Raw genomic sequence first — 26,881 nt, forward strand, 5'->3', positions numbered from 1 at the left:
TTTGCCGTTTCGGGCCTGCGTCACTTACCGCGTAGGCCGCTTACGTTTTTGTCCGGCGCTTTATTAACTTTTTAGACAGGAATGCAGTTTTGACTAGCGAAAACAAAACGCTGAATATCACCGAGATCCAAGCTCTTCTTCCGCACCGTTATCCTTTTCTGATGGTTGATCGTGTTGTTAACTACGAAGAAGGCAAAACACTGACAGCGATTAAAAACGTTTCCGTCAATGAGCCGCAATTTACCGGCCACTTCCCGAAAATGCCTGTTTTTCCTGGTGTACTGATTCTTGAAGCCATGGCACAGGCCACTGGCTTGCTGGCGTTTAAAACCTTTGGTGCGCCGGCAGAAAATGAACTGTATTACTTTGCCAGCATTGATAATGCGAAATTCCGTAAACCCGTTGGCCCTGGTGACCAGCTGGTAATTGAAGTGGAATTCCTGAAAGAGCGCCGCGGTATTGCCATGTTTAATGGCATTGCGAAAGTGGACGGCGATGTTGTGTGTTCTGCTGAGTTGAAATGCGCGAGACGAGAGTTTTCATGATTCACGAAACAGCACAAATTCACCCATCAGCGGTGATTGAAGACGGTGTGATAATCGGAGCCAATGTTACCGTTGGCCCTTTTACCTACATTGGCAAAGATGTCGAAATTGGCGACGGTAACGAGATCATGTCACACGTTGTGATCAAAGGCCCGACCACGATTGGCAAGGATAATCGCATTTTTCCTTATGCAATTGTCGGTGAAGAGTGCCAGGACAAGAAATACAACGGTGAACCGACGCGCCTGGAAATTGGTGATCGCAATGTGATCCGCGAAAGCGTACAGATCCATCGCGGCACGGTACAGGATAAAGGCGTGACTATTGTTGGCGATGACAACCTGCTGTGTGTCAATGCCCACGTTGCTCACGACGTCGTGATTGGTAATCACACCCATATTGGTAACAACTCAATTCTGGGTGGCCATGTGGTGGTAGGCGATTACGCCGGCGTGATGGCACTGTCAGCCATCCACCCATTCTGTAATGTGGGTGCGTACAGCTATGTCGGTGGCTGTTCTGCCGTGGTGCAGGATGTGCCGCCTTATGTACTGGCTCAGGGTAACCATGCCACACCGTTTGGACTGAACATTGTGGGTTTGCAGCGTAATGGCTTTGAAAAGCCTGAAATTCATGCCTTGCGCCGTGCCTATAAAGAGATTTACCGCTCGGGTAAAACGCAGGCCGAGGTGAAGCCGGTACTGGAAGAGATGGTGAAAGACTGGCCGTCGGTTGGCCTGTTGCTGGATGCTCTGAACAATACCGAACGCGGAATTATTCGCTGATATGAGCAAGCCTCTTCGAATTGGAATTGTCGCCGGGGAGATCTCCGGCGATATTTTAGGGGCCGGCTTTATTGAAGCGGTCAAAGCGCGCTATCCGGATGCCGAGTTTGTTGGCGTTGCAGGACCGCGCATGCAGGCGCTGGGCTGCGAAGCTCTGTTTGATATGGAAGAGCTGGCGGTCATGGGGATCGTCGAGGTTGTCGGTCGGCTGCCTCGTCTGTTTCACATTAAAGCCGAGCTGGTTAAGTATTTTTCAGCCAATCCGCCGGATGTGTTCGTGGGCATTGATGCGCCTGACTTTAATCTGCGTTTGGAAAAAGACCTGAAATGTCAGGGTATTAAAACCGTTCATTATGTCAGCCCGTCGGTCTGGGCCTGGCGGCAGAAGCGGATCTTCAAAATTGAAGCCGCGACCAATCTGGTTTTGGCCTTCCTGCCCTTTGAAAAAGCCTTTTACGATAAATTTAACGTTCCGTGTGAATTCATCGGTCATACCATGGCGGATGCCATTCCATTAGAGACAGACAAAGCCGCTGCCCGGCAAAAACTGGGACTGGACAGCGATAAACGCTGGCTGGCCGTGTTACCTGGCAGCCGTGGCGGTGAAATGGGTCTGCTGGCAGAGCCGTTTATTCAGGCTTGCCAGTTGCTGAAAGCGAAACAGCCAGAGCTGGGTTTTGTGGTGGCGCTGGTGAACCAGAAACGCCGGGAACAGTTTGAACAGGCGTGGAAGGCGACAGCGCCCGAACTGGATTTTGTTCTGGTTGATGATACCGCGCGCGATGTCATGACGGCGTCAGATGCGGTGTTACTGGCTTCCGGTACCGTAGCGCTGGAATGTATGTTGGTTAAGCGTCCAATGGTGGTGGGCTATAAAGTCAAACCGCTGACAGCCTGGTTAGCCAAACGCATGCTCAAGACCAAATATGTGTCATTACCCAATATTCTGGCGGACAAAGAACTGGTGCCTGAATTATTGCAGCAAGAGTGTGTGCCAGAGAAACTGGCCGCGGCAGTTGAGCAAAGCCTGACAGCCGACAACCAGCCGCTGATGGACGAATTTACCCGGCTGCACCAGCTTATCCGGTGTGATGCGGATAAGCAGGCTGCCGAAGCCGTGCTGACCTTAATCGGTAAGTCATCTAGCAGTGGCCGGTGTTAATTTACCGGACAGAGTGAAACACATTATGCAATACGAACCCTTTGTATACCCGGATGCCCGATTGATTGCGGGTGTGGATGAGGTTGGCCGTGGGCCGCTGGTCGGTGCTGTTGTGACAGCCGCTGTCATACTCGATCCGGCCAACCCTATAGTCGGGCTTGCTGACTCGAAAAAGCTGAGTGAGAAAAAGCGGCTGGCGCTGTTTGACGACATTCAGGAAAAAGCACTGAGCTGGTCTTTGGGCCGCTGTGAGCCGGAAGAAATTGACGAGCTGAATATTTTGCAGGCTACTATGGTCGCGATGCAGCGAGCGGTTGCTGGCCTGTCTGTACAGCCCGATTATGTCTTGATCGACGGCAACCGTGTGCCATCGTTACCTGTGCCGGCCCAGGCCGTGGTGAAAGGTGATATGCGGGTGGCAGAAATCAGTGCTGCCTCGATTCTGGCCAAAGTGACCCGCGACAGAGAAATGCAAGTCCTGGATGCGCAGTACCCTGCTTACGGGTTTGCCCAGCACAAAGGTTACCCGACCAAAGCGCACTTTGCGGCGTTGGAAAAACACGGCGCGATTGAGCAGCACCGTAAGAGTTTTAAGCCAGTTCGAGAGCGAATTGCGCAAAATTTGAAGTAATGGCTTTCGGGCACTTGCGTTGACGAAAAATCATTTTAGACTCAACACCTGTTTGTGTCTTAACCGCTGAATTGACGACATCATCATGGCTGAACCACGCTTTATACACCTGCGCATCCACAGTGACTTTTCCATGGTCGACGGCCTGAGTAAGGTCCCGCCTCTGGTCAAGAAAGTGGCAGAGCTGGGCATGCCCGCAATGGCCCTGACAGATTTCACTAACTTGTGCGGCCTGGTGAAATTCTATTTCGCAGCCCATGGCGCGGGGGTGAAGCCTATTATCGGTGCGGATTTCAAAGTGCGCAGCGATGAGAATGGCGATGAGCTGTCTGATCTCACTGTCCTGGCGGCAGACAATGACGGTTATAAAAACCTGACTTTGCTGATATCCCGTGCCTATCAGCGCGGGCATGTGCAACACATGCCTGTGATTGACCGCGACTGGCTGGTTGAGCAGAAGCAGGGGTTGATCCTGTTGTCTGGCGGTAAAACCGGAGATGTCGGACAGGCCTTGCTCAAAGGCAACCAGGCGGCGGCAGAGCGCTGTGTGGCCTTTTATCAGCAACACTTTCCCGGCAATTATTATCTGGAGCTGGTCCGTACCGGCCGGCCGGATGAAGAAGCGTACCTGCATTTTGCCATTGAACTGGCCGCGCAGGCAGATTTGCCTGTGGTGGCAACCAACGATGTGCGTTTTATCAACCCGGATCAGTTCGATGCTCATGAAATCCGCGTCTGTATCCATGATGGTTATACTCTGGTCGATCCCCGCCGTCCCAAACATTACAGTGCTCAGCAATATCTGCGCAGTGAAGAAGAAATGTGCAAGCTGTTTGCTGATATTCCGGAAGCCCTGGAAAACTCAGTAGAAATTGCCAAGCGCTGTAATGTAACGGTCCGGTTAGGTGAATATTTCCTGCCAAACTTTCCGACCGGTGACATGACGACGGAAGATTTCCTGGTCTTGAAGTCTAAAGAAGGTTTGGAGCGACGTCTGGAATTCTTATTCCCGGATGAAGAAGTGCGCAAAAACCGTCGCCCTGAATACGACGAACGTCTGGATATTGAACTGGAAGTGATCAACCAGATGGGTTTCCCTGGCTACTTCCTGATCGTCATGGAATTTATCCAGTGGTCGAAGGAGAACGGTGTGCCCGTTGGCCCGGGGCGGGGCTCGGGTGCAGGATCCCTGGTCGCTTATGCGCTGGATATCACGGATCTCGATCCGCTGGCCTTTGACCTGCTGTTCGAACGCTTTCTGAACCCGGAACGGGTATCCATGCCTGATTTTGATATCGATTTCTGTATGGATAAGCGGGATCAGGTGATAGATCACGTGGCCGAAATGTACGGCCGGGATGCGGTATCCCAGATCATCACTTTTGGCACTATGGCGGCTAAAGCCGTTATCCGGGATGTGGGCCGGGTACTGGGCCACCCTTATGGCTTTGTCGATCGCATTTCCAAGATGATTCCGGCAGAACCGGGCATGACACTGGCAAAAGCTTTTGAGGCCGAGCCGCAGCTGGGTGAAGTGTACGAAGCCGATGAAGAAGTCAAAGATCTGATCGACATGTGCCGGGTGCTGGAAGGGGTAACCCGAAACGCCGGTAAACACGCCGGAGGGGTGGTCATATCGCCGACCACAATTACAGATTTTGCCCCGCTGTATTGTGACGCTGAAGGCCATCACCCGGTCACACAGTTTGATAAGAACGATGTAGAAACCGCGGGGCTGGTGAAGTTCGACTTCCTGGGCTTGCGTACGCTGACCATTATTGACTGGGCGCTGGGCATGATTAACCCGCGCCTGGAAGCTCAGGGCAAGCCGCCGGTCAATATTACGGCTATCCCGATGGCGGATCAGAAATCGTTCGCCATGCTGCAACGCTCAGAATCCACCGCGGTGTTCCAGCTTGAATCGCGCGGCATGAAAGATTTGATCAAGCGCCTGCAGCCGGACTGTTTTGAAGACATGATCGCACTGGTGGCCCTGTTCCGTCCTGGCCCGCTGCAATCAGGCATGGTGGATAACTTCATCGACCGTAAGCATGGTCGTGAAGAAATCTCTTATCCCGATGCCACTTATCAGCACGAGTCGCTGAAAGAGATTCTGGAGCCGACATACGGCATTATTCTGTACCAGGAACAGGTCATGCAAATTGCCCAGGTCCTGGCCGGTTACAGCCTGGGCGGTGCTGACTTGCTGCGCCGTGCTATGGGTAAGAAAAAACCGGAAGAAATGGCGAAACAGCGAGCCACGTTTGAAAGCGGCGCCGTGAATAACGGGGTCGACGGCGAGCTGGCGATGAAGATCTTCGATCTGGTAGAGAAATTCGCAGGTTACGGCTTCAACAAATCACACTCGGCCGCCTATGCCCTGGTGTCTTACCAGACTCTGTGGCTGAAGGCGCATTATCCGGCTGAATTTATGGCTGCGGTAATGACCGCCGACATGGATAATACCGATAAAGTGGTCGGCCTGGTGGAAGAATGCCAGCGCATGAATCTGCAAATACTGCCGCCGGATGTTAACAAGGGGCTTTACCGCTTCACCGTTGATGATGAGGGTGCCATTGTCTATGGCATAGGCGCTATTAAAGGGGTAGGTGAAGGCCCGATAGAGAATATTATTGCGGCACGGGAAAAAGGCGGCCATTTTAAGGACTTATTTGATTTCTGTGCCAGAATAGACACCAAGAAGGTCAATAAACGCGTTCTGGAGCGGTTGATCAAAGCCGGTGCGATGGATCGTCTCGGACCCAACCGCGCGGCGATGATGGCAACATTGGACGACGCGCTGAAAGCCGCTGGCCAGCACCATCAGGCCGAGGCATTCGGTCAGGCGGATATGTTCGGCGTGCTGACAGCAGCGCCGGAAGAAGTGGAAAAAGCGTACGCCAATATTCCGGAATGGCCAGAAAAAATCTGGCTGGAAGGCGAGCGGGACACGCTCGGCTTGTACCTGACCGGCCACCCGATCAACAGTTATGTGCGTGAGCTTAAGCACTATGTCACCTGGCGCCTGAAAGATGCCCATCCGACAGGGCGTGATAAGGTAGTGACGATTGCCGGACTGGTTATCGCCGCCCGGGTTATGACAACCAAGCGCGGTACCCGGATTGGAGTGCTGACATTGGATGACAGATCGGGGCGCATGGAAGTTATGCTGTTTTCCGATGCTTTGGAGCGATATCTCGATCTGATTGAAAAAGACCGGATTTTGGTCGTTTCCGGACAGGTCAGCTTTGATGATTTCAATGGTGGCCTTAAAATGTCTGCACGTGAAGTCCTTGATATTTCTGACGCTAGAGAAAAGCACCTGCGGGGTCTTGCTATCTCGCTGACTGAAGGGCAGATTGATCACACATTTTTTGAGCGTTTCAGCAAAGCGCTGGAGCCGCATCGGGCAGGTACTGTCCCGGTGAATATTTATTATCAGCGTTCGAATGCACGCGCTAAACTTACCCTTGGCACAGAGTGGCGGATAACGCCAAGTGATGATTTAATCACTGATCTCAAAGTGTTACTGGGCGAGCAGCAAGTCGAATTTGAGTTTAATTAATGAGTCCGATACCTGTCAGACAGGTTGCTAATAATGGACAAAGGATTACAAGTGGTATGAGCCTGAACTTCCTTGATTTTGAACAACCCATTGCCGAGCTAGAAGCCAAAATTGAAGCACTGCGCGATGTATCGCACCGTGATAAATCGGCTTCGGTTGATCTGGACAAAGAAATTGCACAGCTTGAACAAAAAAGCCTGGAACTGACCAAAAAGATTTTTGGCGATCTGGGCGCTTGGCAGGTCGCACAACTGGCCCGTCACCCGCAGCGTCCGTATACGCTGGATTATATCGAGCATATCTTTACTGAATTCGATCCGCTGGCCGGTGATCGTGCATTTGCCGACGATAAAGCCCTGATCGGCGGTATCGCCCGTCTGGATGGCCGTCCGGTTATGGTGATTGGCCATCAGAAAGGCCGAGAGACCCGTGAAAAAGTATTGCGTAACTTCGGTATGCCTAAACCTGAAGGCTACCGTAAGGCATTGCGCCTGATGAAAATGGCTGAGCGTTTCCGCATGCCGATCATCACTTTTATAGACACAGCAGGCGCGTACCCTGGTGTGGGTGCCGAGGAACGCGGTCAGTCTGAAGCCATCGCTATGAACTTGAAAGTCATGGCCGGTTTGAGCGTACCTGTGATTTGTAACGTGGTCGGTGAAGGCGGCTCTGGCGGCGCACTGGCGATCGGTGTCGGTGATTGCGTGAATATGCTGCAATACTCGACTTATTCAGTGATCTCCCCGGAAGGCTGCGCGTCGATTCTGTGGCGTGATTCTGATAAAGCCCCTCAGGCTGCAGAAGCTATGGGTATGACAGCAAATCGTCTGAAAGAGCTGGGTCTGATTGATAACATCATTGAAGAGCCTCTCGGTGGTGCGCACCGTGACGTGCCTGTGATGGCTTCGCGGATCAAGCAGCAACTGCTTAATACACTGAACGATCTGGAAGGCCTGGATGATGACAGCCTGCGGGAGCGTCGTTATCAGCGTTTGCTGAGTTACGGCTACTGCTGATAAGCACTTCCGGATACAGATCAACGGGTCGCCACAGACGGCCCGTTTTGCTATCTGTTGCGCGTCGTTGTTGCACACGGGCCCAAAGCAGCACTAACACCTGGCACTGCACTGATATAAGATAGCCTTATTGCCACAGATCACAGAGCAGAATTGCTGACATTTATGTTGTTTACTCATTTCTCTGACACCCTCTTGCGCCTTTGCCCGCAGCCATCACAGCTTGTTCTTGCGCTCAGCGGCGGACTGGATTCCCGTGTTTTACTGCATCTTTTGAGTCGGTTTGTACAAAAGTATCCGCATTATCAGTCGATTGCTGTGCATGTGCATCACGGCTTAAGCCCGAATGCGGATCGCTGGTTAGCACAGTGCGCAGCCTGGGCGAAGAAAGATGGGGTGACCTTTCACTGGGAACGAGTCAGTGTGCCGTCGGGTAACCGTATCAGTCTGGAACAGGCCGCGAGAGAAGCTCGCTATGACGCACTGGCGGGGTATGTTCAGTCTCAGGAGTACCTGCTGACCGCGCAGCATGCCGACGATCAGCTGGAAACTGTCTTGCTGGCGTTAAAGCGCGGCAGTGGCCCTGCCGGTCTGGCTGCAATGCCCGAGGTCAAACCCTTTGCCAATGGCTTACACCTACGCCCTTTGCTTGATGTCAGCCGCGCCGAGTTACAAGCCTATGCCAATGAGCATCATTTGGACTGGGTGGACGATGAGAGCAATCAGGACAGGCGTTTTGACCGTAATTTTTTGCGGCTGGACATTGTGCCGGCACTGACATCACGCTGGCCGGGATTACGGCAGGCTGTAGCACGAAGCGCCGCATTGTGCGGCGAGCAGCAGTCATTGCTGGAATCCTTACTGACAGACAAACTTCATCAGATGAGTGCGCCAGACGGCAGCATAGATCTGAGCACAGTGACGGACGAGAAACAGGGCAGAGCGCTGGTGCGTCTCTGGTTGCAGCACCAGAACCTGTCTGTTCCCTCTAAAGCGCAACTGGAACAAATCTGGCAGGCGGTTTGCCTGGCTCGTGAAGACGCTAACCCTTGTGTGTCGTTGAGCGGATACGATATACGCCGCTTTCAGTCTCGTTTATATGCGGTCCGGCCCCGGCAGGATGTGACGGAATGGCGCCGGGAGATCACCCCGGATATCCCTTGTCCGCTACCGGCTTCGCTGGGCGTTATTACACTCAGCAGTCTGTCTGGCGGACATCTGCGCAGCCCTGAGCCGGGTGAGCGGGTGTGGGTTACTTTTGACCCCAGTGGTCTGCAGGCACAACCACTGGGGCGTGCAGGCAGCCGCAAGCTGAAAAAGCTGTTTCAAGAGTATGGGGTGCCCAGCTGGCGTCGGCGCCAGACACCCTTACTGTTTTATGGTGACAAACTGGCCGCGGTGGCGGGCTTATTTGTGGTCGAAGGCTTTGAAGGCAATGAATGCGAGTTAGTCTGGAAGTGTGATCACCTACACTGACACCGGGGTCAGGAATGTAGATAGTCAATCAGTGTTTGAATGTCGATATAAGTAAAATAATGAGGATCTTATGAAAAAAGCAATGACGCTGACACTGGCTGCGGCACTATTTTCACTTCCTGTTATGGCTGCAGGTGATGCCGAGGCCGGTAAGGGAAAGGCCGCTATTTGTGCCGCTTGCCACGGTGCTGATGGTAAGACTTTGATTCCGGGCTATCCCAACCTGAATGGCCAGAATGAGCAGTATCTGGTTTATGCCCTGAAAGCTTACAAGAATAAAGAACGAAATGGTGGCAACGCCATGTTGATGCAGGCGCAGGCTGCAATGCTGAGTGATACAGATATTGATAATCTGGCGGCTTACTTCTCGCAAATGTAGTAACGGCCACCCGTATCCGCCCGGCGGGGCTGGGCGGATAAACTCCCTTCATTCTCTTCGCGATTAAACAATCTTCTGGTTGCTGTAATATTGACCAGTTGGATTCACTGGCATTGATAAAATCCACCAATAAATATATTGTACTAGTTCACTGATACGGTAGGGTTGTAAAGCATGGCAGGAACACGCGAACATTTTGGCTCACGGATAGGCTTTATCCTCGCGGCTGCAGGAGCAGCGGTAGGGTTGGGTAACATCTGGGGGTTCCCCACTCAAGCGGCCAGTAATGGTGGCGGCGCTTTCCTGCTGGTTTATCTCCTGATGATTCTGGTGGTGGCTTTTCCTATGTTGATCGTTGAAATGGCGATTGGTCGTTATGGTCAGGCTAACCCGGTAGACAGTATGCGAAGCCTGAGCGATAACCCGACAGCAAAGCGTGCGGGTGCGTTGGTGGGCTGGGTTGGCCTGATGGTTCCTTGTCTGGTGCTGGCATTTTACAGCATAGTGGCCGGCTGGCTGGTAACCTTTCTGCTGGCGGCTGTTACCGATATTCTGGGAATGGCAGATGTCACCGCCTGGCTGAAAGGTTTTTCTGTCTCTCGTAACCTGTTTGGTGCGGCTATCTTTTATTTGCTGACCATTTTGATCGTACAAAGCGGGGTGAAGCAGGGAATTGAAAAATGGTCTACCCGCTTGATGCCGGCGCTGTTTGTGCTTTTCCTTCTGATGTTTGTCTACATCATGACTCAGGATGGGGCAATGGAAGGTCTGAAGCATTATCTGATTCCTGATTTCAGTAAGGTACTGGAACCTAAGCTATTGCTGGCAGCAATGGGGCAGGGCTTTTTCTCCCTGACGATCGGCGGTTGCTCAATGTTGATTTACGGCTCTTACCTGAGCAAGAAAGAGAGCCTGCCCAAAATGGCACTGAGCGTCACCCTGGTTGATACGGCGGTGGCCTTTATCGCCGGTCTGGTGGTGCTGCCCGCGATGTTTGTTGCCATGCAGAAAGGGGTGGCGATATACGCTGAAGACGGTTCGTTGCTGGGATCGGATACCCTGGTATTTACCGTACTGCCGCTGCTGTTTGACAGCCTGGGCTTTGCCGGTCAGCTGATTGCACTGGTGTTTTTTGTCTTGATGACCATTGCGGCGCTGACGTCTTCGATTTCAATGCTGGAGTGCCCGGTGGCTTTGGTCAGTGAGCGCTTTGAAACGGACCGTAAAGCGACAAGCTGGGTTTTGGGCGGGGTTATTGCCGTATTCAGTGCGGTGATTATCTTTAACTTTGGCCAGCTGTTTGGCCTGGTGGCGACCATAGCCACCCAGTATTTCCAGCCCGTAGCGGCCTTGTTGTTCACTGTGTTTGGTGGTTGGGTATGGTCTCGTCACCGTAAACTGGAAGAGCTGAGCGAAGGTAGCCCGGAACTGGAGAAGTCGCTGTTCTGGAAAATCTGGCCTGTGTATCTGAAGTTTGTTTGCCCTGTGCTGGTCATCGCGGTCTTGGTGTCTTCTTTCAGCTAACTCAATCGCTTTAGAACATCACGCAACACAAAAAACGGAAAGCCTGGCTTTCCGTTTTTTGTGTTGCGGTATTTAGCGAAATTGCCTGGCGTCGGGTAAATAGTCAAATCCGGCAGTAGCAAGCCTGGCGATCAGTTTATCTTTGTCAATCTCGTAATAGCGGACCAGAGCGTCCAGATCGCCAAACTCATCGCGTATCTTCATATTGACGATGCTCATCAGCATGACAGGATCCATGGTGTCGAAGGTTTTCAGATTCATTCTGCGTCCTCGTGATCACTGATCAATAAATTTGCAGCGGCAAAGGCTGCTTGATCTCGGATGGACTGCGGCACCTCAGAGCTGGCCGCGACATTATTTAAAGCACGTACGGCGCAGGCAATCGCGGCAGGGATATAGCCCTGATCTCCACTGCCAATCTGGCTGTAACTCTGACGGACAAGCTCGCAGCAGTCAGCGACTTTCATAGTGTCTCCTGATTATGGTCACGAAAGATGAGTCAGAGCTTACCGCTATCGGCTATTGAGATCGAGTGAAGAGGGTTATTTAGAGCGCTTGTGCTGGTAGAGCTGGCGATCTGCCCGCTCTAATAAGCTTATCGGCGTATCACCACGCCGATAGGGGGTGGCGCCAATCGAGGTGCCTATGTCCAGGCTGCGCAGGGTATGGTCCTGATCTATCCGCGTCATGACGCGGTGAATGACCTTGCGTGCAGACTGCTCAGAGGCCGGTTGCAGCAACAGGACAAATTCATCTCCGCCCATGCGGTAACATCGGTCTGAGGTGCGGACTGATTGTTTCAGGATCGACGAAAAACGGCGGATAACGTTATCGCCATCCAGGTGGCCATATTTATCATTGACCTGCTTGAAGTTGTCCAGATCAAACAATAGAAGTACCAGGCCAACCTGGCGGCGATCACTCATGGCGATGGCATGCAGTATGTCCTGATCCAGACAGCTGCGGTTACGCAGGCCGGACAGATGATCCCGCATCGCCATTTCTTTGATCCGGCGATACTCTATCGCACTGAATAACGGGCCGGCCAGGAGCCTGTGGTAGGTATGGAGAAGGTTAATTTCATCTTGATCCAGTGCGTAAGGCGTGTCGTACTGGATCTCCCCCAGAGAGTGATCGGCATACCGCAGGGCAAAGCACTGGCGGTTGTCCGTTCCTTGCCCGTGGCGTATCAGGGTGGTGGTGGTTTCATGGCGCCAAAGCATGCGACTGATATCAATCTGTTTCTCAACTTCCAGTGCAAAGACTTCCAGCAGCACAGACAGCTCAGGTTTGCCCTGCATTTTTTGCAGGATAAGCAAGCGCTGATCCGCACCCAGCGGCTTGGCGCGGGTTCGGCAGGTGTCGGTTTGCTTTTTGTGCCAGATAATTGGATCCATGACTAATATCATTGATAAGCAAGGTTTTTAATATATGAGATTTTGGAACTAGATCAATAGAAAATGGAATGAAATGAAAATCTCCCATTGTTTTTATTCTAAAAACGAACGTAGCTCACTTTCTCTCTCCTGGGCATCCAAATAACCGAGATTAATCAGTGCGTGTATGTAATTGGGCTCGAAAAGTATATAGCTGGTAAGGGCGGCATCGTCCTTGGGACTGATGCCTAATAAGCGCATCAGAGAGCGGGCGGCCAGCGGCATATGGTGATAGAAAGCCTGGGCCAGAGGCTCAAATGACTGACTCGGGTACAGGTGCAGGGTATCAACCGATTTGACTGCCATCTTGCGCCTTTCATCGTCTGGCAGCTTGCTGAGCAAAGTATTGGTGTATTCCAGATGCTCCAGCTCAGCGGCCATGGTATCACTGAAAATGGTATCCATCAGATGGCCTGTCAACATGCCTACGCCAGGGGCCTGGGTGGGATCTTGCGGCCGTAATCTTTGATTGATCAAATCAATGATCAGAATCTTATCTGCGCCCATTTTCATCGAAGGACGCAGTGGCGTCAGTTGGTGAATTGATCCGTCGCCATAGTATGCCTGTCCAATCCGGCTGGCCGGGAAGACAAAAGGGATGGCCGATGAGGCCAGCAGGTGCTCTGTGGTGATCAGTGAACGGCGTCCTTTGGATTTCGAATAGGTCCAGGGCGTAATACTCTGCTGGCCCTGAAAAAAGCTGACGGTTTTCCCGCTTTTATAGCTGGAGGCTGTGATGGAAATACCGTGCAGATTACCTGCCAGGATCTGCTGTTCCAGCCGGCCGTAATTATTGACCTGGTTCAGCAACAGGCGCAGTGGCCGATTGTCCAGTAACCCGAACGGCGGCCTGGGGTGATGTTCTGCCCGCAGCCTTGCCAGCAGTTGATGTGATAAATGCTGGGTGATGCCCCAACCACTAGAACGGAACACCCGTCTGCTGTGCAGGCGTGCCCAGATCCATTCCAGCTTTTTTACTCCTAATCGAAAACAGGATGCATAACAGGCAATCGCAGTAGCGTTAATGGCACCGGCAGAGGTACCACTGTAGATGACAAAAGGGCTGTGATGGTTACGGGGATACCACTCAGAAATCGCTTTCAGTACGCCAACCTGGTAGGCCGCTCTGGCGCCACCCCCTGAAAGCAAGAGACTGATTTTTGGCTTTTCCTTGCCCATGCAAAACGTTCCACTCAAGATACTAAACAGATGCGACAGACACTGGTGGCGTCTAGTCTAGTGATAATACTCAGTTTATTTGTAATTTAAACTGAGTATATGTGGCACAGACACAAAAAAGCCTCCGTCCGGAGGCTTTTTTTAATATTACGGGTCAGCAAAGGCTTAAGCCAGCTTTTGCTTAATGAAGTTTGAAATGCTGCCGGCGGCCACAGGCTCTTTCGTACCTGTGCGGCGGTCTTTGTATTCCACTTCACCGTTTTTCAGGCTGCGATCGCCGATCACCACAGTATGTGGCACACCGATCAGTTCCATATCGGCAAACATGACGCCAGGACGTTCTTTACGATCATCAAACAGTACCTCGATACCGGCAGCCGTCAGATCCGTATACAGTGCTTCAGCAGCCTGCTGAACTTCTTCTGATTTGTGCATGTTCATCGGCACAATGGCCACCTGGAACGGCGCAATGGCATCCGGCCAGATAATACCGTTCTCATCGTTATTCTGTTCGATAGCCGCTGCGACCACTCGGGTACAGCCAATGCCGTAACAACCCATTTCCATTACGGCCTGCTTGCCGTTGGCATCCAGCACAGTGGCGTTCATGGATGAAGAGTAGTTAGTTCCCAGCTGGAAAATATGGCCCACTTCGATACCGCGTTTGAGCAAGATAGTCCCTTTACCGCATGGGCTTGGGTCACCTTCAATCACATTGCGAATATCTTCGACACGACCCAGTTCTACGTCACGACCCCAGTTGATGCCAAAGTAGTGTTTGCCGTCAATGTTGGCACCGGCACCGAAGTCGCTCATCACGGCAACGCTGCGGTCAACAATGAAAGTGGCAGGCAGATTGACAGGTCCCAGTGAGCCCGGGCCGGCATTCACAACGGCGCGGATTTCTTCTTCTGTCGCAAACTCCAGTGGTTTGGCAACACAATCCAGGTTTTCTGCTTTCACTTCGTTGAGTTCGTGATCGCCACGTACGATCAGAGCGATTAATTCTGCGTCTGACTCTTCAGACGCTTTCACGAACAGTGTTTTAACGGTTTTTTCAACCGGCAGGCCAAATTGCTCAACCAGCTCAGCGATGGTTTTAGCATTTGGTGTATCAACCAGCTTCATCTCCTCTGCTGGCTCTGCACGCTCGATGGCAGGCGCCAGCGCTTCGGCTTTTTCGATGTTGGCGGCGTATTCCGACTCGGTAGAGAAGGCAATCAGATCTTCGCCACTTTCGGCCAGAACGTGGAACTCGTGCGAGCCGCTGCCGCCGATAGAACCGGTATCTGCCAGCACGGCACGGAAATCCAGACCCATGCGACTGAAGACGTTGCTGTAAGCACGGTACATGTCGTTATAGGTGTCTTGCAGGCTGTCTTTATCCAGGTGGAAGGAGTAGGCATCCTTCATGATGAATTCACGTGAGCGCATCACACCGAAACGGGGACGAACTTCATCACGGAACTTGGTCTGGATCTGGTACAGGTTCAGTGGCAACTGCTTGTAGGATTTCACCTCATTACGCACGATGTCAGTGATCACTTCTTCGTGCGTCGGGCCCAGTACAAACGGTCGGTCATGGCGGTCAGCAATTCGCAGCAGCTCAGGACCGAATTTGTCCCAGCGGCCTGTTTCCTGCCACAGTTCAGACGGCTGAACCACAGGCATCAGTGTTTCGACTGCACCGGCATTGTTCATTTCTTCGCGAACAATGGTTTCGACCTTACGCAGGACACGCAGACCTGTAGGCAGCCAGGTGTACAAACCTGAGGCCAGCTTACGGATCATACCTGCACGTAGCATCAGTTGGTGGCTGATGACTTCTGCGTCGTTTGGAGTCTCCTTCAGGGTAGAAAGAAGATATTTACTGGTACGCATTGATGGTATCCGTTGGTAATTATGAGGATTAATATTGAGAGCAGTATATTAGCAGCGTATCTGTCTTTCGCCAAAGGGAACCCGAGGCTTATTGGCTGTCCGGTGACTTCAGTCACCGGAAAACAGGTTAAGTATAGTCTGTAAGGTCAGCTTGCCCGGAGGCGACTATTTGTTCGACCAGGACTTTATGGCCTTCAAACCGAAACAGTACGTTGTAGTCAAACAATAGTACGCCATAGCGCTTGTCATCCGTTTTCGCTTTCTTATAGGCCGGGCGGGGATCCTGCGCCAGTACTTCTTCAATCACCGCTTGTTGATAGGCTGCGTCTTCGCCATCAAGCTGGGCCAGTGCAGCAGGGGTAAACTCGACGGGAAGCAGTTCAGGTGTCTCTGCCGCAAAGCCGCCACCGGCATCCGGCACACTGTCGGAATAGGGAATATAGGGTTTGATGTCAATGACAGGCGTACCGTCAACCAAATCCACACCGGCCAAATCCAACAGCACCTGACCTTTTTCCTGCCGCACGCCGATCAGCTTGATCGCTGACATCCCTATACCGTTAGGGCGAAAAGTGGCCCGGCTGGCAAAGACGCCGATGCGGTCATTACCGCCTAGTCTGGGCGGTCTCACGGTAGGGCGCCAGCCCGCCGCCAGGTTCTGATCAAATAAAAACAGCAGCCACAAATGGCTGAACTGTTCTATGCCTCTGATCGATTCCGGCGTGTTCGCATCGCCGCAAAGCACCAGGGTTGCTCTGGCACTGGGTACCAGGCCGGGCTGACGGGGAACGGCGAATTTCTCTTTGTAAGGGGAGTGGATGACACCAATTGGCTCAATCTGAAAAGTCATTTTCTCTGTCATTCGTGCATGTCGCTGCAGATCATATCTGCCAGACCTTAGCACATCTCAATGTGGTGTTGCTGAAAATCTTGTTGTGGGAAAAGCGCATTAAGTGTTATGTTATACTATAGCATTTAATGCGAGGAGGCATGATGAAACCAGGTATCCATCCCGAGTACCGTAAAGTGGTGTTTCACGACACTAGCGTAGATAAATATTTCGTTGTCGGCTCGACACTGAAGACAGATAAAACCATCACATGGCAGGACGGCAAGGAGTACCCCTACTTCTTGCTGGACGTGTCGTCTGAATCGCACCCTTTCTACACCGGCAAGCAGCGGGTGATTAAGACAGAAGGCCGGATGGCAAACTTTAACCGCCGTTTTGCGGCGTTTGGAAATAAGGAAGCACAATGAAGGTATTAAGCTCACTCAAAAGCGCCAAGCTGCGCCATAGAGATTGCCAGGTGGTCAAGCGACGTGGCCGCATTTACGTAATTTGTAAATCCAATCCACGCTTTAAAGCCGTGCAGGGTACGGTGAAAAAGAAGAAGTAAACGACCGAGCGGTCTGATCAGATCATTGTTCCCCATCCAGAACAACAAAAGCCCCTTTGCAGGGGCTTTTGAACTTTTATCGGCAAGGTGTTGTGAGGCGATGGCTTACCAGCCTTTGACAATGCCGCCTTTGAAGATCTCCATCGCTGCATCGTTCACCGCATCAGACTGATATGCCTTGATAAAGGTCTGCACGTTTTCGGCATTCACGTTATCTTCACGGGCAACAATCAGGTTCACATAAGGTGATTCTTTGTCTTCCACAAAGATACCGTCATGATCCGGAGACAAGTCGATAGTGCTGGCGTAGGTGTTGTTGATAATGGCCAGTTTGACGTCATCCAGAGAGCGCGGCAGTTGCGGTGCTTCCAGTTCAACGATGTCCAGGTTCTTTGGATTTTCAACGATATCCAGCACAGTGGCTGTCAGGCCTGCGCCGTCTTTAAGTTTGATCAGACCTTGTTGCTGCAGCAACAGCAGCGAGCGGCCCAGGTTGGTTGGATCGTTTGGCACTGCGATCTGATCACCGTCTTGCAGCTCATCGATAGAAGCGATTTTGCTTGAGTAGGCTGCAATCGGGTAGACAAAGGTGTTACCGGCAATCGCGAACTTGTAGCCACGGTCTTTAATTTGCTGATCCAGATAAGGCTTATGCTGGAAGGCGTTAACGTCGATCGAGCCTTCTTCCAGCGCCGCGTTAGGTGACACATAGTCGGTGAAAGTGATCAGCTCAACGTCCAGACCATACTTGTCTTTGGCTTCTTTGGCGGCCACTTCAGCTACCTGCGCTTCTGCACCGGCCATCACACCCACTTTGATTTTGCTGTTGTCAGCAGCAGCGGTAGATTCCTGTTTTTCGCCACAGCCAGTCAGTGCCAGAGCTGACGCCAGACCCGCGACTGCAAAGAAATGTTTAATATTCAGAGCCATTGTACTTCTCCTATTGTTCAGGGAATCCCTGTACTTTGTTGTCGTTGTATTTCTGTAACTTATCGGTTTCGCCGGCAAGCCATGTCCGGCGGATGTGAGTTTTCTGTTGTGTTCCCGTCAAACTTATCTGTGGTCGACGCGGCGGACCAGATGATCCCCGGCGGACTGGATCAGCTGTACTAACACGACCAGCATGATCACAGTGATCATCATGACTGTGCCGTCAAAGCGCTGATAACCATAGCGGATACCGACATCACCTAAACCGCCGCCGCCGACTGTACCTGCCATGGCCGAGTAGCTGACCAGAGTGACCAGAGTAATGGTGACGGCATTAATAATGCCCGGCAGCGCTTCCGGCAGCAGTACCTTGCGAATGATTTGCACTGGCGTGGCACCCATAGCTTGCGCGGCTTCAACCAGACCGCTGGGTACTTCGAGCAGTGCACCTTCCACCAGACGGGCGATAAAGGGAATTGCGCCGACTGTCAGTGGCACAATGGCCGCCGCAGTACCGATGGAACTGCCCACCACAAAGCGGGTGAATGGAATAATGGCCACCAGCAGAATAATGAACGGGATGGAGCGGCCGATATTAACCACACCACCCAGCACTTTATTAAAGCCCGGGTTGGCCAGCAGGCCGTTGGGCTTGGTCAGGTGCAGAGCGACACCCACAGGAATGCCGATGGCGAAACCAATCAGGCCGGAAGCGAAGACCATCATCAGTGTTTCGCCTAAAGCGTCCGTCAGCAGACCAATCAGGCGTTCGTTGGTTTGCCACCAGGTGGCGATAGAATCAAGCAACATAACCCAGCACCTCTACATTTACTTTGTGTTCGCGAAGGAAAGCGATGGTTTGTTGTGTCGCTTCTTCAGAGCCAAAAAATTCCGCCAGCATCAGGCCGAACTTCACACCGCCGGCATAGTCCATGTCGGCACTCAGAATGTTGGCATCAATACCGAACTGCCGCGATGCCTGACTGAGCAGTGGCGCATCCACGGAAGCGCCGGTGAATTCCAGCCGTATCAGAGGGTAGTTAGTCTCTGTACGCTCTGTTTCCAGGCGCGCTTTATAATCTTCCGGTATCGACAGATCTAAGGTAGAACGGATAAATTCACGTGCCAGTTCTGTTTTCGGATGGGCAAAGATATCACCCACCGGACCTTTCTCGACCAGCTCGCCGTTGCCTATGATGGCCACTTCTGAACAGATGCTTTTCACCACGTTCATTTCATGGGTGATCAGCAAAATTGTCAGGTTCAGCTTATTATTGATTTCTTTCAGTAACTCAAGAATGGACTGGGTGGTGGCCGGATCCAGTGCGCTGGTGGCTTCGTCACACAACAAAACTTTAGGATCAGAGGCCAGGGCACGGGCAATAGCCACCCGTTGTTTTTGTCCGCCGCTGAGGTTTGACGGGTAGGACTGATGTTTGTCAGCTAAACCAACCAGATTGAGCAATTCGGTTACTTTGCGTTTGACTTCCGCTTTATCCGTGCCAGCCAGTTCCAGCGGCAGCGCGACATTGTCGAAAACGGTGCGGGACGATAACAGATTGAAGTGCTGGAAAATCATGCCGATTTTACGGCGAGCCAGTGTTAATTCCTGATTAGAGAGCTGAGTGAGATCGATACCATCAACAATGATGTGTCCTGAGGTTGGCTTCTCAAGCAAGTTAACGCAACGTATCAGGGTACTTTTTCCCGCACCGGACGCACCGATGACACCAAAAATTGTGCCTTGCTCAATGCTGAGGTTGATATCGCGTAAGGCGTGGATGTCTTTATCCCCGACTTTGAAGGTTTTATTGACCCTGTTGATCTCTATCATGCTGTGTCCTGCTACTGCTTTTTTAACTTGCTTGCTGTGTTGTAAACCAGCATAGCTTTATGGTCGTAATTTCGCCTGCATTAGTGTTTTTGTGTGTAGTTTAAGCGATAGACCTTGTCATCTTCTTGTGTTACCGGAATTTTTCCGTGTCATCTGTTGTGGATGCTAGGGTGTCTAGATGGCTAAGTCAATAGATATTTTTACGTCTAGACGGCTAAATCAAAAAACACTGCGATTCAGCCGGAAAAGTGTCAGCCAGTCTGCCTGAGGATAAAGAGATGATTCCGTGTGTCAGCCATGCCATAATTTAGCGAATTTGATTTCTATCTTTAGGTGATCGCTTGGCTAAGCCTGCTGTGTTTATTGATCGTGACGGCGTCATTAACGTTGATCACGGCTATGTCCATACTGTTGACGATTTTGAATATATCGAAGGGGTGTTTGACGCCTGCAAGAAACTGAAAGAGCAGGGTTACCTTCTGGTGCTGGTGACCAATCAGGCCGGTATTGCCAGAGGCATGTATACCGAAGATGAATTCCTGACCCTGACAGAGTGGATGGACTGGAATTTTGTCGATAACGGTGTTGAATTTGACGGCATCTATTACTGCCCGCATCACCCGACAGAAGGAAAGGGCGATTATCTGCAAGATTGTGATTGCCGCAAGCCCAAGCCAGGCATGTTTATTTCAGCCCGCGATTTTCTGAACATTGATATGGCCCGTTCAGTGATGATTGGCGATAAAACCGATGATATGACAGCGGCGCAAGCGGCTGACGTGGGCACCAGAATTCTGGTGCGTACCGGTAAGCCAGTCACTCAAGAAGGGGAGGCACTGGCTTCGGTTGTGCTCGACAGTGTCGCGGATGTCCCGGCCTGGTTAGCGGCCAGCAACTAACTGTCCGGCATCTTTAAGGTTCACAAAAACAGACACGCTCAAAACGTGTCTGTTTTTTTATATCTGTATAGTGACCACTCTGATGGCCTGCCAGGTGGGTCAGAATATCAGGACAGTATTTTCCCTTTGATACAGGGGGAAATATAAACTCATGTTTTTATTGTCAAATAGTGAGCAGGCTGCTGTTTGGATCATCATTAAACATTCAACCAACTGCTATACTGACTAGACCAAGGAACAGGCGGACAATGACAGGAGTCATTTACCTTCATGCTTTCATACTTTTTGCGCCGTTTGGTGCTGGTAATCCCCACTTTTATCGGCATTACGATTCTTATTTTTGCCCTCACCCGTTTTGTGCCGGGCGGACCGGTCGAGCGTATGCTGGCCAGTATTCAGGCGCAGCAAAGTATGTCTATGTCTCCTTCTATGGCAGGGGAAAGCAATGCACTGTCAGAAGATCAACTGGCCGAACTCAATGCGTTTTACGGATTAGACAAGCCGGTCTTTGAAGCTTATTCCGAGTGGCTGATGAAAATGCTGCATCTGGACTTCGGATTGTCGACCCGTTACTACGAACCTGTCTGGGACATGATTATGGACAGGCTGCCGGTGTCCATGTTCTACGGCGGTGTGACCTTTTTTCTCAGTTACTTTATCTCTATTCCTCTGGGTTACTACAAAGCCTTAAAACACGGCAGCGGCTTTGACTCCGGATCTTCAATTCTGATTTTTGTCGGTTATGCCTTGCCGGGGTATGTGGTAGGGGTGATGCTTATTACGCTTTTCAGCTATCAGCTGGAATGGTTTCCAATGGGCGGCTTTGTCAGTGACGATTTCGATGACTATGAATCACTCTGGCAGCAGGTTAAAGATATCCTCTGGCATGCCTGTCTGCCGCTGATTTGTTATCTGATTGGTGATTTTGCCACCCTGACAATGACGATGAAAAACAACATGATGGAAACATTGTCAGCGGATTATATCCGTACAGCTATCGCTAAAGGGTTACCCTTTTCGACCGCGGTTCGCCGCCATGCGCTCCGCAATAGTCTTATTCCTATCGCCAGCCACTTTGGCAACTCCTTGCTGTTCTTTATGACAGGGTCTTTCTTGATTGAGGTGATATTCAATATTGATGGGATCGGTCTGCTGGGGTACGAATCTATCATTGAGCGGGACTATCCTGTGGTGATGGGAATCGTTGCGATAAATGCTGCGTTATTAATGCTGGGCAATATCATTTCCGATGCTTGTGTTGCCATGATTGATCCCCGAGTGAGATTCGGAGCCTGAGATGCTGACACTGAGCCCACTGACAAAAAAGAAAATCCAGCGTTTTAAAACGATAAAGCGAGGTTACTGGTCACTGATAATATTATCCACACTGCTGGTGTTATCCTTCTTTGCCGAGTTTTTGATTAACAGCAAAGCGCTGATCGTCAAGTATCAGGGGGAGTACTATTTTCCGGTCGTCAGCGATGTGCTGCCTGGCACTCAGTTCGGGCAGGAGTACCAAAGCGAGGCACAGTACCGGGAATTGCAGCAGGCTTTTTCGCAAAGCGATACGGATAATTTTGTGCTGATGCCGCTTGTGCCCTGGAACCCCTATGAACAGGATTTTAGCGGGGATTATCCTCCCACCGCGCCTGACGCCCAGTCCCGGCATTATCTTGGCACCGATACCATAGGGCGGGATATTCTAGCCCGGCTGGTTTACGGTTTTCGTATCACTATGGGGTTTGCCTTAATGACCATGGCCATTTCCTACGCCATAGGTACAGCCGTTGGTTGCGCGATGGGTTTTTGGGGCGGAAAGTTTGACTTGCTGGTGCAGCGTTTTATTGAAATCTGGTCAATGGTGCCTTTTCTCTATGTCATCATGATACTTGTCTCTATCACTCAGCCTTCGTTTACGCTTTTTGTCGCCATCAATGTGCTGTTCGGCTGGATGGGGATGACCTGGTACATGCGCACTATGACCTACAAAGAAGTGGCCCGGGATTACGTCATGGCCGCGAAGGCACTGGGCGCCTCAAACTGGCGGATTCTTTACGCCCACATTTTGCCCAATGTTATGGTGATGATAGTGACATTGGCTCCGTTTACCATAGCAGCCAATATTACGGCGTTAACGGCACTGGATTATCTTGGTCTGGGCTTAATGCCGCCGACACCCAGCTGGGGAGATTTACTGCAGCAAGGGAAATCAAATTTGGGTGCGCCCTGGATAGTGATTACCGTGGTGACGGCCATCGTGCTGGTCCTGGTAATGGTGACCTTTATCGGCGAGAGCGTGCGTGCGGCTTTCGATCCGAAAAAATTTACCCGTTATAGTTAATAAAGACGTGTAGCCAGATAACAAGGATGTACGATGAGAAAGATACTGAACATTTTCGCCTTTTGGACCATCACATTGAGCGGTGCACCGGCAGGGGCAGCCGAGCTTCCGGCCGGGCTGAAATGGGAGTCTAATCTGCATGAGCCGCGTTTTGCTTCTCCGCATGCCAAATTCGGCGGCACTTTTAATACTTATATTGAGAGTTTTCCGCAGACATTTCGTATCGTCGGACCGGATTCCAACGGCCGCTTCCGTACCTGGCTGCTTGACAGCCGACCCGCTGCAGTAACCCGTCATCCTGATACCAAGGCCTGGATCCCGGATATCGCCAGTGAATGGGCTTATGGCAATGACGATAAAACCGTTTATTATCGTATTAACCCCAACGCCAGATGGTCTGATGGAAAGCCTATTACGGCGGATGATTTCATCTATGTACTGACGTTTATGCGCTCCAAAGACATAGTTGCCCCCTGGTATAACACCTTTTATACCCAGCAGATTGCCGATGTCGTTAAATATGATGCTCACACCTTTGCTGTGGTATCAGCAGAAAAACGTAATAAAGAAGAGTTGATGCTGTACACCAATCTGCAGCCCCGTCCCGCTCATTTCTATAAACCGAAAGTCGATAAAAACAGTGATGGGGTAGAAGATAACTTTGTTCGCTACTACAACTTTAAAGCCGAGCCGTCCGCCGGCCCGTATTACATTGACGATATCAAAAAAGGCAAGTCGATCACTTTCAAACATGTTGGCAAAGACTGGTGGGGATACTCAAATCCTTATTATCTGTATCGTTATAATGTCGAGAAAATTCGCGTCAAAGTGATACGCGACAAAGACATTGCCCGTCAGCACTTTGAAAAAGGCAATCTGGACTCTTTCTGGCTGGACACCCCTGAGTTGTGGCGCGAGAAGTCGGACACCCCCAATTTTGAGCATGGCTACATCCATAAGTTTTGGGGATATAATCAAGTCCCCATGGGCGCGGGTGGATTATGGCTAAATACCGCCAAACCACTGCTGGGGAATCTGGATATCCGTAAAGGCCTGGCATACGCCACCGATTTTGATGGTCTGATTGAGAAAGTCTTACGTGGTGATGTCATCAGGAAACCCAACCCGATGGGAGTCGGGCATGGTGATTACACCAACAGCGAGCTGAAAGCGCCACCGTTTGATCCGGATACCGCGATTGAATATTTTACAAAAGCGGGGTTCGGTAACATTGGCCCGGATGGCATTCGGATCAACGATAAAGGACAGCGGCTTTCGTTTGCTATCACCTACAGCTACGGCTACCTGACATCACAAGTGGCTTATCTGAAAGAACAGGCCAAACTGGCCGGGCTCGAATACACCCTGAATCTGGTTGATGGTTCATCGGCATTCAAATATGTGCTGGAGAAAAAGCACGAGCTCTCTTTTCACTCTATGGGCACCAGCGAAATCCCCCAATACTGGGAATATTTCTACTCTGAGAACGCCAATAAGCCGCAGAATAATAACTTCACCAATTACAGCACCCCTGAATTAGACCGGCTGATCCTGGCCTATCGTTCCGAATTTGACTTGAATAAAAAGAAAGCTCTCGCCAAGCAAATACAGGTCATTGTGGATCAGGCCAGCGTCATTATTCCTGGTTACATGCGCCCCTATGCCCGTGAAGCTTACTGGCGCTGGCTGCAGATACCGCAACCGGCGATGACAAAATCCACTGAATTTCTGTTTCCCTCGGGGACGTTCCGGGATCTGGGCACGTATTGGATTGATGAGTCGCTGAAGCGTGAAACCAAAGCGGCTATGAAGTCAGGCAAAACCTTCGAGCCCGTCACTATCATGGAAGAGGCATACAAGCTGTAAGCGGGCGGAGGGCGAAATGAACGAGCATCAGGTTATCCTGCGGGTAGAGGGGCTGGAAACTGAGTTTTGCACAGATGACGGTGTGGTAAAGGTACTGCACGGCGTGTCATTTGATGTCAGAAAAGGCCGCACTCTTGGGTTGGTCGGCGAGTCAGGGTCAGGCAAAAGCGTGACGGCCATATCTGTCATGGGCCTGCTGCCAAAGCCTTATGGCCGGGTAACCAATGGCAAGGTTTTGTACCGGGAGACGAACTTACTCGAACTTTCCGCCCAGGACATGTGCGCTATGCGTGGCGATCGCATATCAATGATCTTTCAGGACCCAATGACAGCACTCAATCCTGTGTACACCATAGGTAAACAGCTTAACGAAGTGCTGGCGCTTCATCGTCCGGAACTGAACAAAAAGGAGCGTAACCGTTATTCACTGGACATGCTGAATAAAGTGCAGATACCCATGGCCGAAAAACGCCTGCATGAATATCCCCACAGCTTGTCCGGCGGCATGCGGCAACGGGTGATGATCGCCATGGCGCTGGCCTGCAAGCCAGACATTCTGATCTGTGATGAGCCGACCACGGCACTGGATGTCACGATCCAGGCCGAAATCCTGAAATTGATGAAGGCACTGCAGGAAGAAACCCAGATGGCGATGATCTTTATTACCCATGATTTGGGTGTAGTGGCGGAAATTTGTGATGATGTGGCTGTTATGTATGGCGGTAAAGTGCTGGAAACGGCCGATGTGTTTGAGTTGTTCGACCATCCCCGGCATCCCTACACCCAACGGCTGTTGGGATTGATGCCCAGCGCTGAACGTCCAAGCAAACAAATGATTCCGCTTGAACCCATAGATCCATCAAGGTTTCCGGAATTTGGGGAATAGAGTGGCAACTACGCAAAGGAGTGGGTGTCTTCATGGACGACATTTTACGTATTGAGAACCTGAAGCAGCACTTTGTTTCAGGTAAAGGAATATTTAAAAAGGGCTACACAGTGAAAGCCGTTGATGGTGTCTCTTTTTCAATAAGAAAAGGAGAGACCTTAGGGCTGGTGGGGGAATCCGGCTGCGGCAAAAGTACACTGGGCCGAACCATTCTGAAGTTGCATGAGCCGACAGAAGGTAACATCTTTTTCGACGGTAAGGATATTACGCACTTGTCTCCTCGCCAGATGCGCCCGCTCAGAAAAGATATGCAGATTGTGTTTCAGGATCCTCTGGAATCGCTGAATCAGCGACATACGGTAGGCATGATTCTGGAAGAGCCATTTATTATCCATAATGTAGGAACATCAGCCGAGCGTAAGCAATGGGTACTGGAATTGCTGAATAAAGTCGATTTACCTGCTACTGCCATTAATCGGTATCCTCATGAGTTTTCTGGCGGGCAGCGCCAACGAATCGGAATTGCCCGCGCGATTGCACTAAAACCTAAATTATTAATCTGTGATGAATCTGTCTCTGCTTTGGATGTCTCTGTCCAGGCGCAGATATTGAACCTGTTACTGGCGCTGCAACAGGAGATGAAACTCACCGTGATTTTCATTTCTCACGATTTGTCAGTCGTAAAGCATGTATCAGACAGAGTCGCGGTTATGTACTTCGGCAAACTTGTTGAGATAGGAACGGCTGAAGAGATTTATCATGCACCGAAAGCGGATTATACGAAAACCTTATTAGCTGCGATCCCTATCAGCCATCCATCGCAACGGAAAAGACCTGCAGTACCTCAATAATTTCCTTTTAAAGTGGGTGAAATGTGCTGTTTTTAGGCTGTATGTTTTGGTGTTGTCTAAAAAATAGACCAACGAAATAAAAATCAAAAAAAACTATTGCGCTGTAAGAACATCTCTCTATAATGCGCCCTCGTTGTCACGATAAACCGCACGGCTTAACGGGATAACAAAACGTTCTTTAACAATTTGACCATGCAATCTGTGTGGGCACTCGACAATGATACAGTCATAAAAGATTTATCAGTGAACTGAGTGACCAATTGGTAGCACTTTTTATAAAAGAGTTACCGGCACAGTC

General features: G+C 51.0%; 26 protein-coding genes. 17 read left to right on the forward strand and 9 right to left on the reverse strand.

The annotated features are described in order from the left end of the window. The first annotated feature begins 89 nt into the window (after nucleotides 1-89). From fabZ to IFO68_RS20205, 9 genes are all read left to right on the forward strand, one after another. The gene (fabZ, locus tag IFO68_RS20165) at nucleotides 90-545 is read left to right on the forward strand and encodes a 3-hydroxyacyl-ACP dehydratase FabZ (RefSeq protein ID WP_027251674.1); all 456 of its coding nucleotides are present in this window, start codon (nucleotides 90-92) and stop codon (nucleotides 543-545) included. Continuing rightward, the gene (lpxA, locus tag IFO68_RS20170) at nucleotides 542-1,330 is read left to right on the forward strand and encodes an acyl-ACP--UDP-N-acetylglucosamine O-acyltransferase (RefSeq protein ID WP_192017582.1); all 789 of its coding nucleotides are present in this window, start codon (nucleotides 542-544) and stop codon (nucleotides 1,328-1,330) included. The genes fabZ and lpxA overlap by 4 nt, the downstream gene beginning before the upstream one ends. Nucleotide 1,331: 1 nt before the next feature. Next, nucleotides 1,332-2,492 carry a lipid-A-disaccharide synthase gene (gene lpxB, locus IFO68_RS20175; protein WP_192017583.1) on the forward strand — a complete coding sequence of 387 codons (1,161 nt, stop codon included), beginning with the start codon at nucleotides 1,332-1,334 and terminating at the stop codon, nucleotides 2,490-2,492. A 13-nt stretch (nucleotides 2,493-2,505) separates the two neighbouring features. Continuing rightward, nucleotides 2,506-3,123 (forward strand): ribonuclease HII, encoded by a 618-nt coding sequence (gene rnhB / locus IFO68_RS20180; protein ID WP_336510291.1) that lies wholly within the window; start codon nucleotides 2,506-2,508, stop codon nucleotides 3,121-3,123. An 85-nt stretch (nucleotides 3,124-3,208) separates the two neighbouring features. After that, on the forward strand, nucleotides 3,209-6,688 hold the full coding sequence (dnaE, locus tag IFO68_RS20185; protein WP_192017585.1) for a DNA polymerase III subunit alpha: 3,480 nt from the start codon (nucleotides 3,209-3,211) through the stop codon (nucleotides 6,686-6,688). 56 nt (nucleotides 6,689-6,744) lie between these two features. Next, entirely contained in the window at nucleotides 6,745-7,704 is a 960-nt protein-coding gene (gene accA / locus IFO68_RS20190; RefSeq protein WP_192017586.1) for an acetyl-CoA carboxylase carboxyl transferase subunit alpha, read from the forward strand. A 165-nt stretch (nucleotides 7,705-7,869) separates the two neighbouring features. Further along, complete coding sequence (gene tilS, locus IFO68_RS20195; protein ID WP_192017587.1) at nucleotides 7,870-9,180, forward strand: tRNA lysidine(34) synthetase TilS; 1,311 nt, start codon at nucleotides 7,870-7,872, stop codon at nucleotides 9,178-9,180. Between the two features lie 70 nt (nucleotides 9,181-9,250). Beyond that, complete coding sequence (locus tag IFO68_RS20200; protein ID WP_192017588.1) at nucleotides 9,251-9,559, forward strand: c-type cytochrome; 309 nt, start codon at nucleotides 9,251-9,253, stop codon at nucleotides 9,557-9,559. 174 nt (nucleotides 9,560-9,733) lie between these two features. Continuing rightward, a complete protein-coding gene (locus IFO68_RS20205; protein WP_192017589.1) occupies nucleotides 9,734-11,083 on the forward strand; it encodes a sodium-dependent transporter in 1,350 nt (449 codons plus the stop codon). Nucleotides 11,084-11,155: 72 nt separating this feature from the next. On the opposite strand, the gene IFO68_RS20210 is transcribed toward IFO68_RS20205, so the two are convergent. The 6 genes from IFO68_RS20210 to tsaA form a co-directional block, all read right to left on the reverse strand. Continuing rightward, complete coding sequence (locus tag IFO68_RS20210) at nucleotides 11,156-11,344, reverse strand: DUF4250 domain-containing protein (RefSeq protein WP_192017590.1); 189 nt, start codon at nucleotides 11,342-11,344, stop codon at nucleotides 11,156-11,158. After that, nucleotides 11,341-11,550, reverse strand: coding sequence for a YaeP family protein (locus IFO68_RS20215; protein ID WP_192017591.1), 210 nt, complete (start codon nucleotides 11,548-11,550; stop codon nucleotides 11,341-11,343). Before IFO68_RS20215 ends, IFO68_RS20210 begins: the two co-directional genes overlap by 4 nt. Nucleotides 11,551-11,625: 75 nt before the next feature. Further along, nucleotides 11,626-12,480, reverse strand: coding sequence for a GGDEF domain-containing protein (locus IFO68_RS20220; protein ID WP_192017592.1), 855 nt, complete (start codon nucleotides 12,478-12,480; stop codon nucleotides 11,626-11,628). A gap of 93 nt (nucleotides 12,481-12,573) precedes the next feature. Then, a complete protein-coding gene (locus IFO68_RS20225; protein ID WP_192017593.1) occupies nucleotides 12,574-13,698 on the reverse strand; it encodes a patatin-like phospholipase family protein in 1,125 nt (374 codons plus the stop codon). A 165-nt stretch (nucleotides 13,699-13,863) separates the two neighbouring features. After that, entirely contained in the window at nucleotides 13,864-15,579 is a 1,716-nt protein-coding gene (locus tag IFO68_RS20230; RefSeq protein ID WP_192017594.1) for a proline--tRNA ligase, read from the reverse strand. A gap of 127 nt (nucleotides 15,580-15,706) precedes the next feature. Continuing rightward, a complete protein-coding gene (gene tsaA / locus IFO68_RS20235; RefSeq protein ID WP_192017595.1) occupies nucleotides 15,707-16,429 on the reverse strand; it encodes a tRNA (N6-threonylcarbamoyladenosine(37)-N6)-methyltransferase TrmO in 723 nt (240 codons plus the stop codon). Between the two features lie 143 nt (nucleotides 16,430-16,572). On the opposite strand from tsaA, the gene IFO68_RS20240 reads away from it, so the two are divergent. Both IFO68_RS20240 and ykgO read left to right on the forward strand, forming a co-directional pair. Further along, nucleotides 16,573-16,836, forward strand: a complete 264-nt coding sequence (locus IFO68_RS20240) for a type B 50S ribosomal protein L31 (protein ID WP_192017610.1) — start codon at nucleotides 16,573-16,575, stop codon at nucleotides 16,834-16,836. Continuing rightward, nucleotides 16,833-16,976 carry a type B 50S ribosomal protein L36 gene (gene ykgO, locus IFO68_RS20245; RefSeq protein ID WP_192017596.1) on the forward strand — a complete coding sequence of 48 codons (144 nt, stop codon included), beginning with the start codon at nucleotides 16,833-16,835 and terminating at the stop codon, nucleotides 16,974-16,976. The genes IFO68_RS20240 and ykgO overlap by 4 nt, the downstream gene beginning before the upstream one ends. Before the next feature lie 105 nt (nucleotides 16,977-17,081). Here the strand turns inward: ykgO and IFO68_RS20250 are convergent, their stop codons facing one another. The 3 genes from IFO68_RS20250 to metN form a co-directional block, all read right to left on the reverse strand. Further along, nucleotides 17,082-17,906: a MetQ/NlpA family lipoprotein gene (locus IFO68_RS20250; protein ID WP_192017597.1), complete on the reverse strand. Its 825-nt coding sequence runs from the start codon at nucleotides 17,904-17,906 to the stop codon at nucleotides 17,082-17,084. A 123-nt stretch (nucleotides 17,907-18,029) separates the two neighbouring features. After that, on the reverse strand, nucleotides 18,030-18,716 hold the full coding sequence (locus IFO68_RS20255; RefSeq protein WP_120513953.1) for a methionine ABC transporter permease: 687 nt from the start codon (nucleotides 18,714-18,716) through the stop codon (nucleotides 18,030-18,032). After that, nucleotides 18,706-19,740: a methionine ABC transporter ATP-binding protein MetN gene (metN, locus tag IFO68_RS20260; protein ID WP_192017598.1), complete on the reverse strand. Its 1,035-nt coding sequence runs from the start codon at nucleotides 19,738-19,740 to the stop codon at nucleotides 18,706-18,708. The genes IFO68_RS20255 and metN overlap by 11 nt, the downstream gene beginning before the upstream one ends. 341 nt (nucleotides 19,741-20,081) lie before the next feature. On the opposite strand from metN, the gene gmhB reads away from it, so the two are divergent. From gmhB to IFO68_RS20290, 6 genes are all read left to right on the forward strand, one after another. Then, nucleotides 20,082-20,639: a D-glycero-beta-D-manno-heptose 1,7-bisphosphate 7-phosphatase gene (gene gmhB, locus IFO68_RS20265; RefSeq protein ID WP_192017599.1), complete on the forward strand. Its 558-nt coding sequence runs from the start codon at nucleotides 20,082-20,084 to the stop codon at nucleotides 20,637-20,639. Nucleotides 20,640-20,909: 270 nt separating this feature from the next. Continuing rightward, nucleotides 20,910-21,935 (forward strand): ABC transporter permease subunit, encoded by a 1,026-nt coding sequence (locus IFO68_RS20270; protein WP_192017600.1) that lies wholly within the window; start codon nucleotides 20,910-20,912, stop codon nucleotides 21,933-21,935. Between the two features lies 1 nt (nucleotide 21,936). Beyond that, on the forward strand, nucleotides 21,937-22,980 hold the full coding sequence (locus tag IFO68_RS20275; protein WP_192017601.1) for an ABC transporter permease: 1,044 nt from the start codon (nucleotides 21,937-21,939) through the stop codon (nucleotides 22,978-22,980). Between the two features lie 33 nt (nucleotides 22,981-23,013). Further along, complete coding sequence (locus tag IFO68_RS20280) at nucleotides 23,014-24,846, forward strand: extracellular solute-binding protein (protein WP_192017602.1); 1,833 nt, start codon at nucleotides 23,014-23,016, stop codon at nucleotides 24,844-24,846. A gap of 16 nt (nucleotides 24,847-24,862) precedes the next feature. After that, nucleotides 24,863-25,732: an ABC transporter ATP-binding protein gene (locus tag IFO68_RS20285; protein WP_192017603.1), complete on the forward strand. Its 870-nt coding sequence runs from the start codon at nucleotides 24,863-24,865 to the stop codon at nucleotides 25,730-25,732. A gap of 32 nt (nucleotides 25,733-25,764) precedes the next feature. Continuing rightward, nucleotides 25,765-26,583, forward strand: a complete 819-nt coding sequence (locus tag IFO68_RS20290) for an ABC transporter ATP-binding protein (protein WP_192017604.1) — start codon at nucleotides 25,765-25,767, stop codon at nucleotides 26,581-26,583. Nucleotides 26,584-26,881 lie beyond the last annotated feature (298 nt).

Source organism: Photobacterium arenosum (assembly GCF_014841115.1).
GTDB lineage: Bacteria > Pseudomonadota > Gammaproteobacteria > Enterobacterales > Vibrionaceae > Photobacterium > Photobacterium arenosum.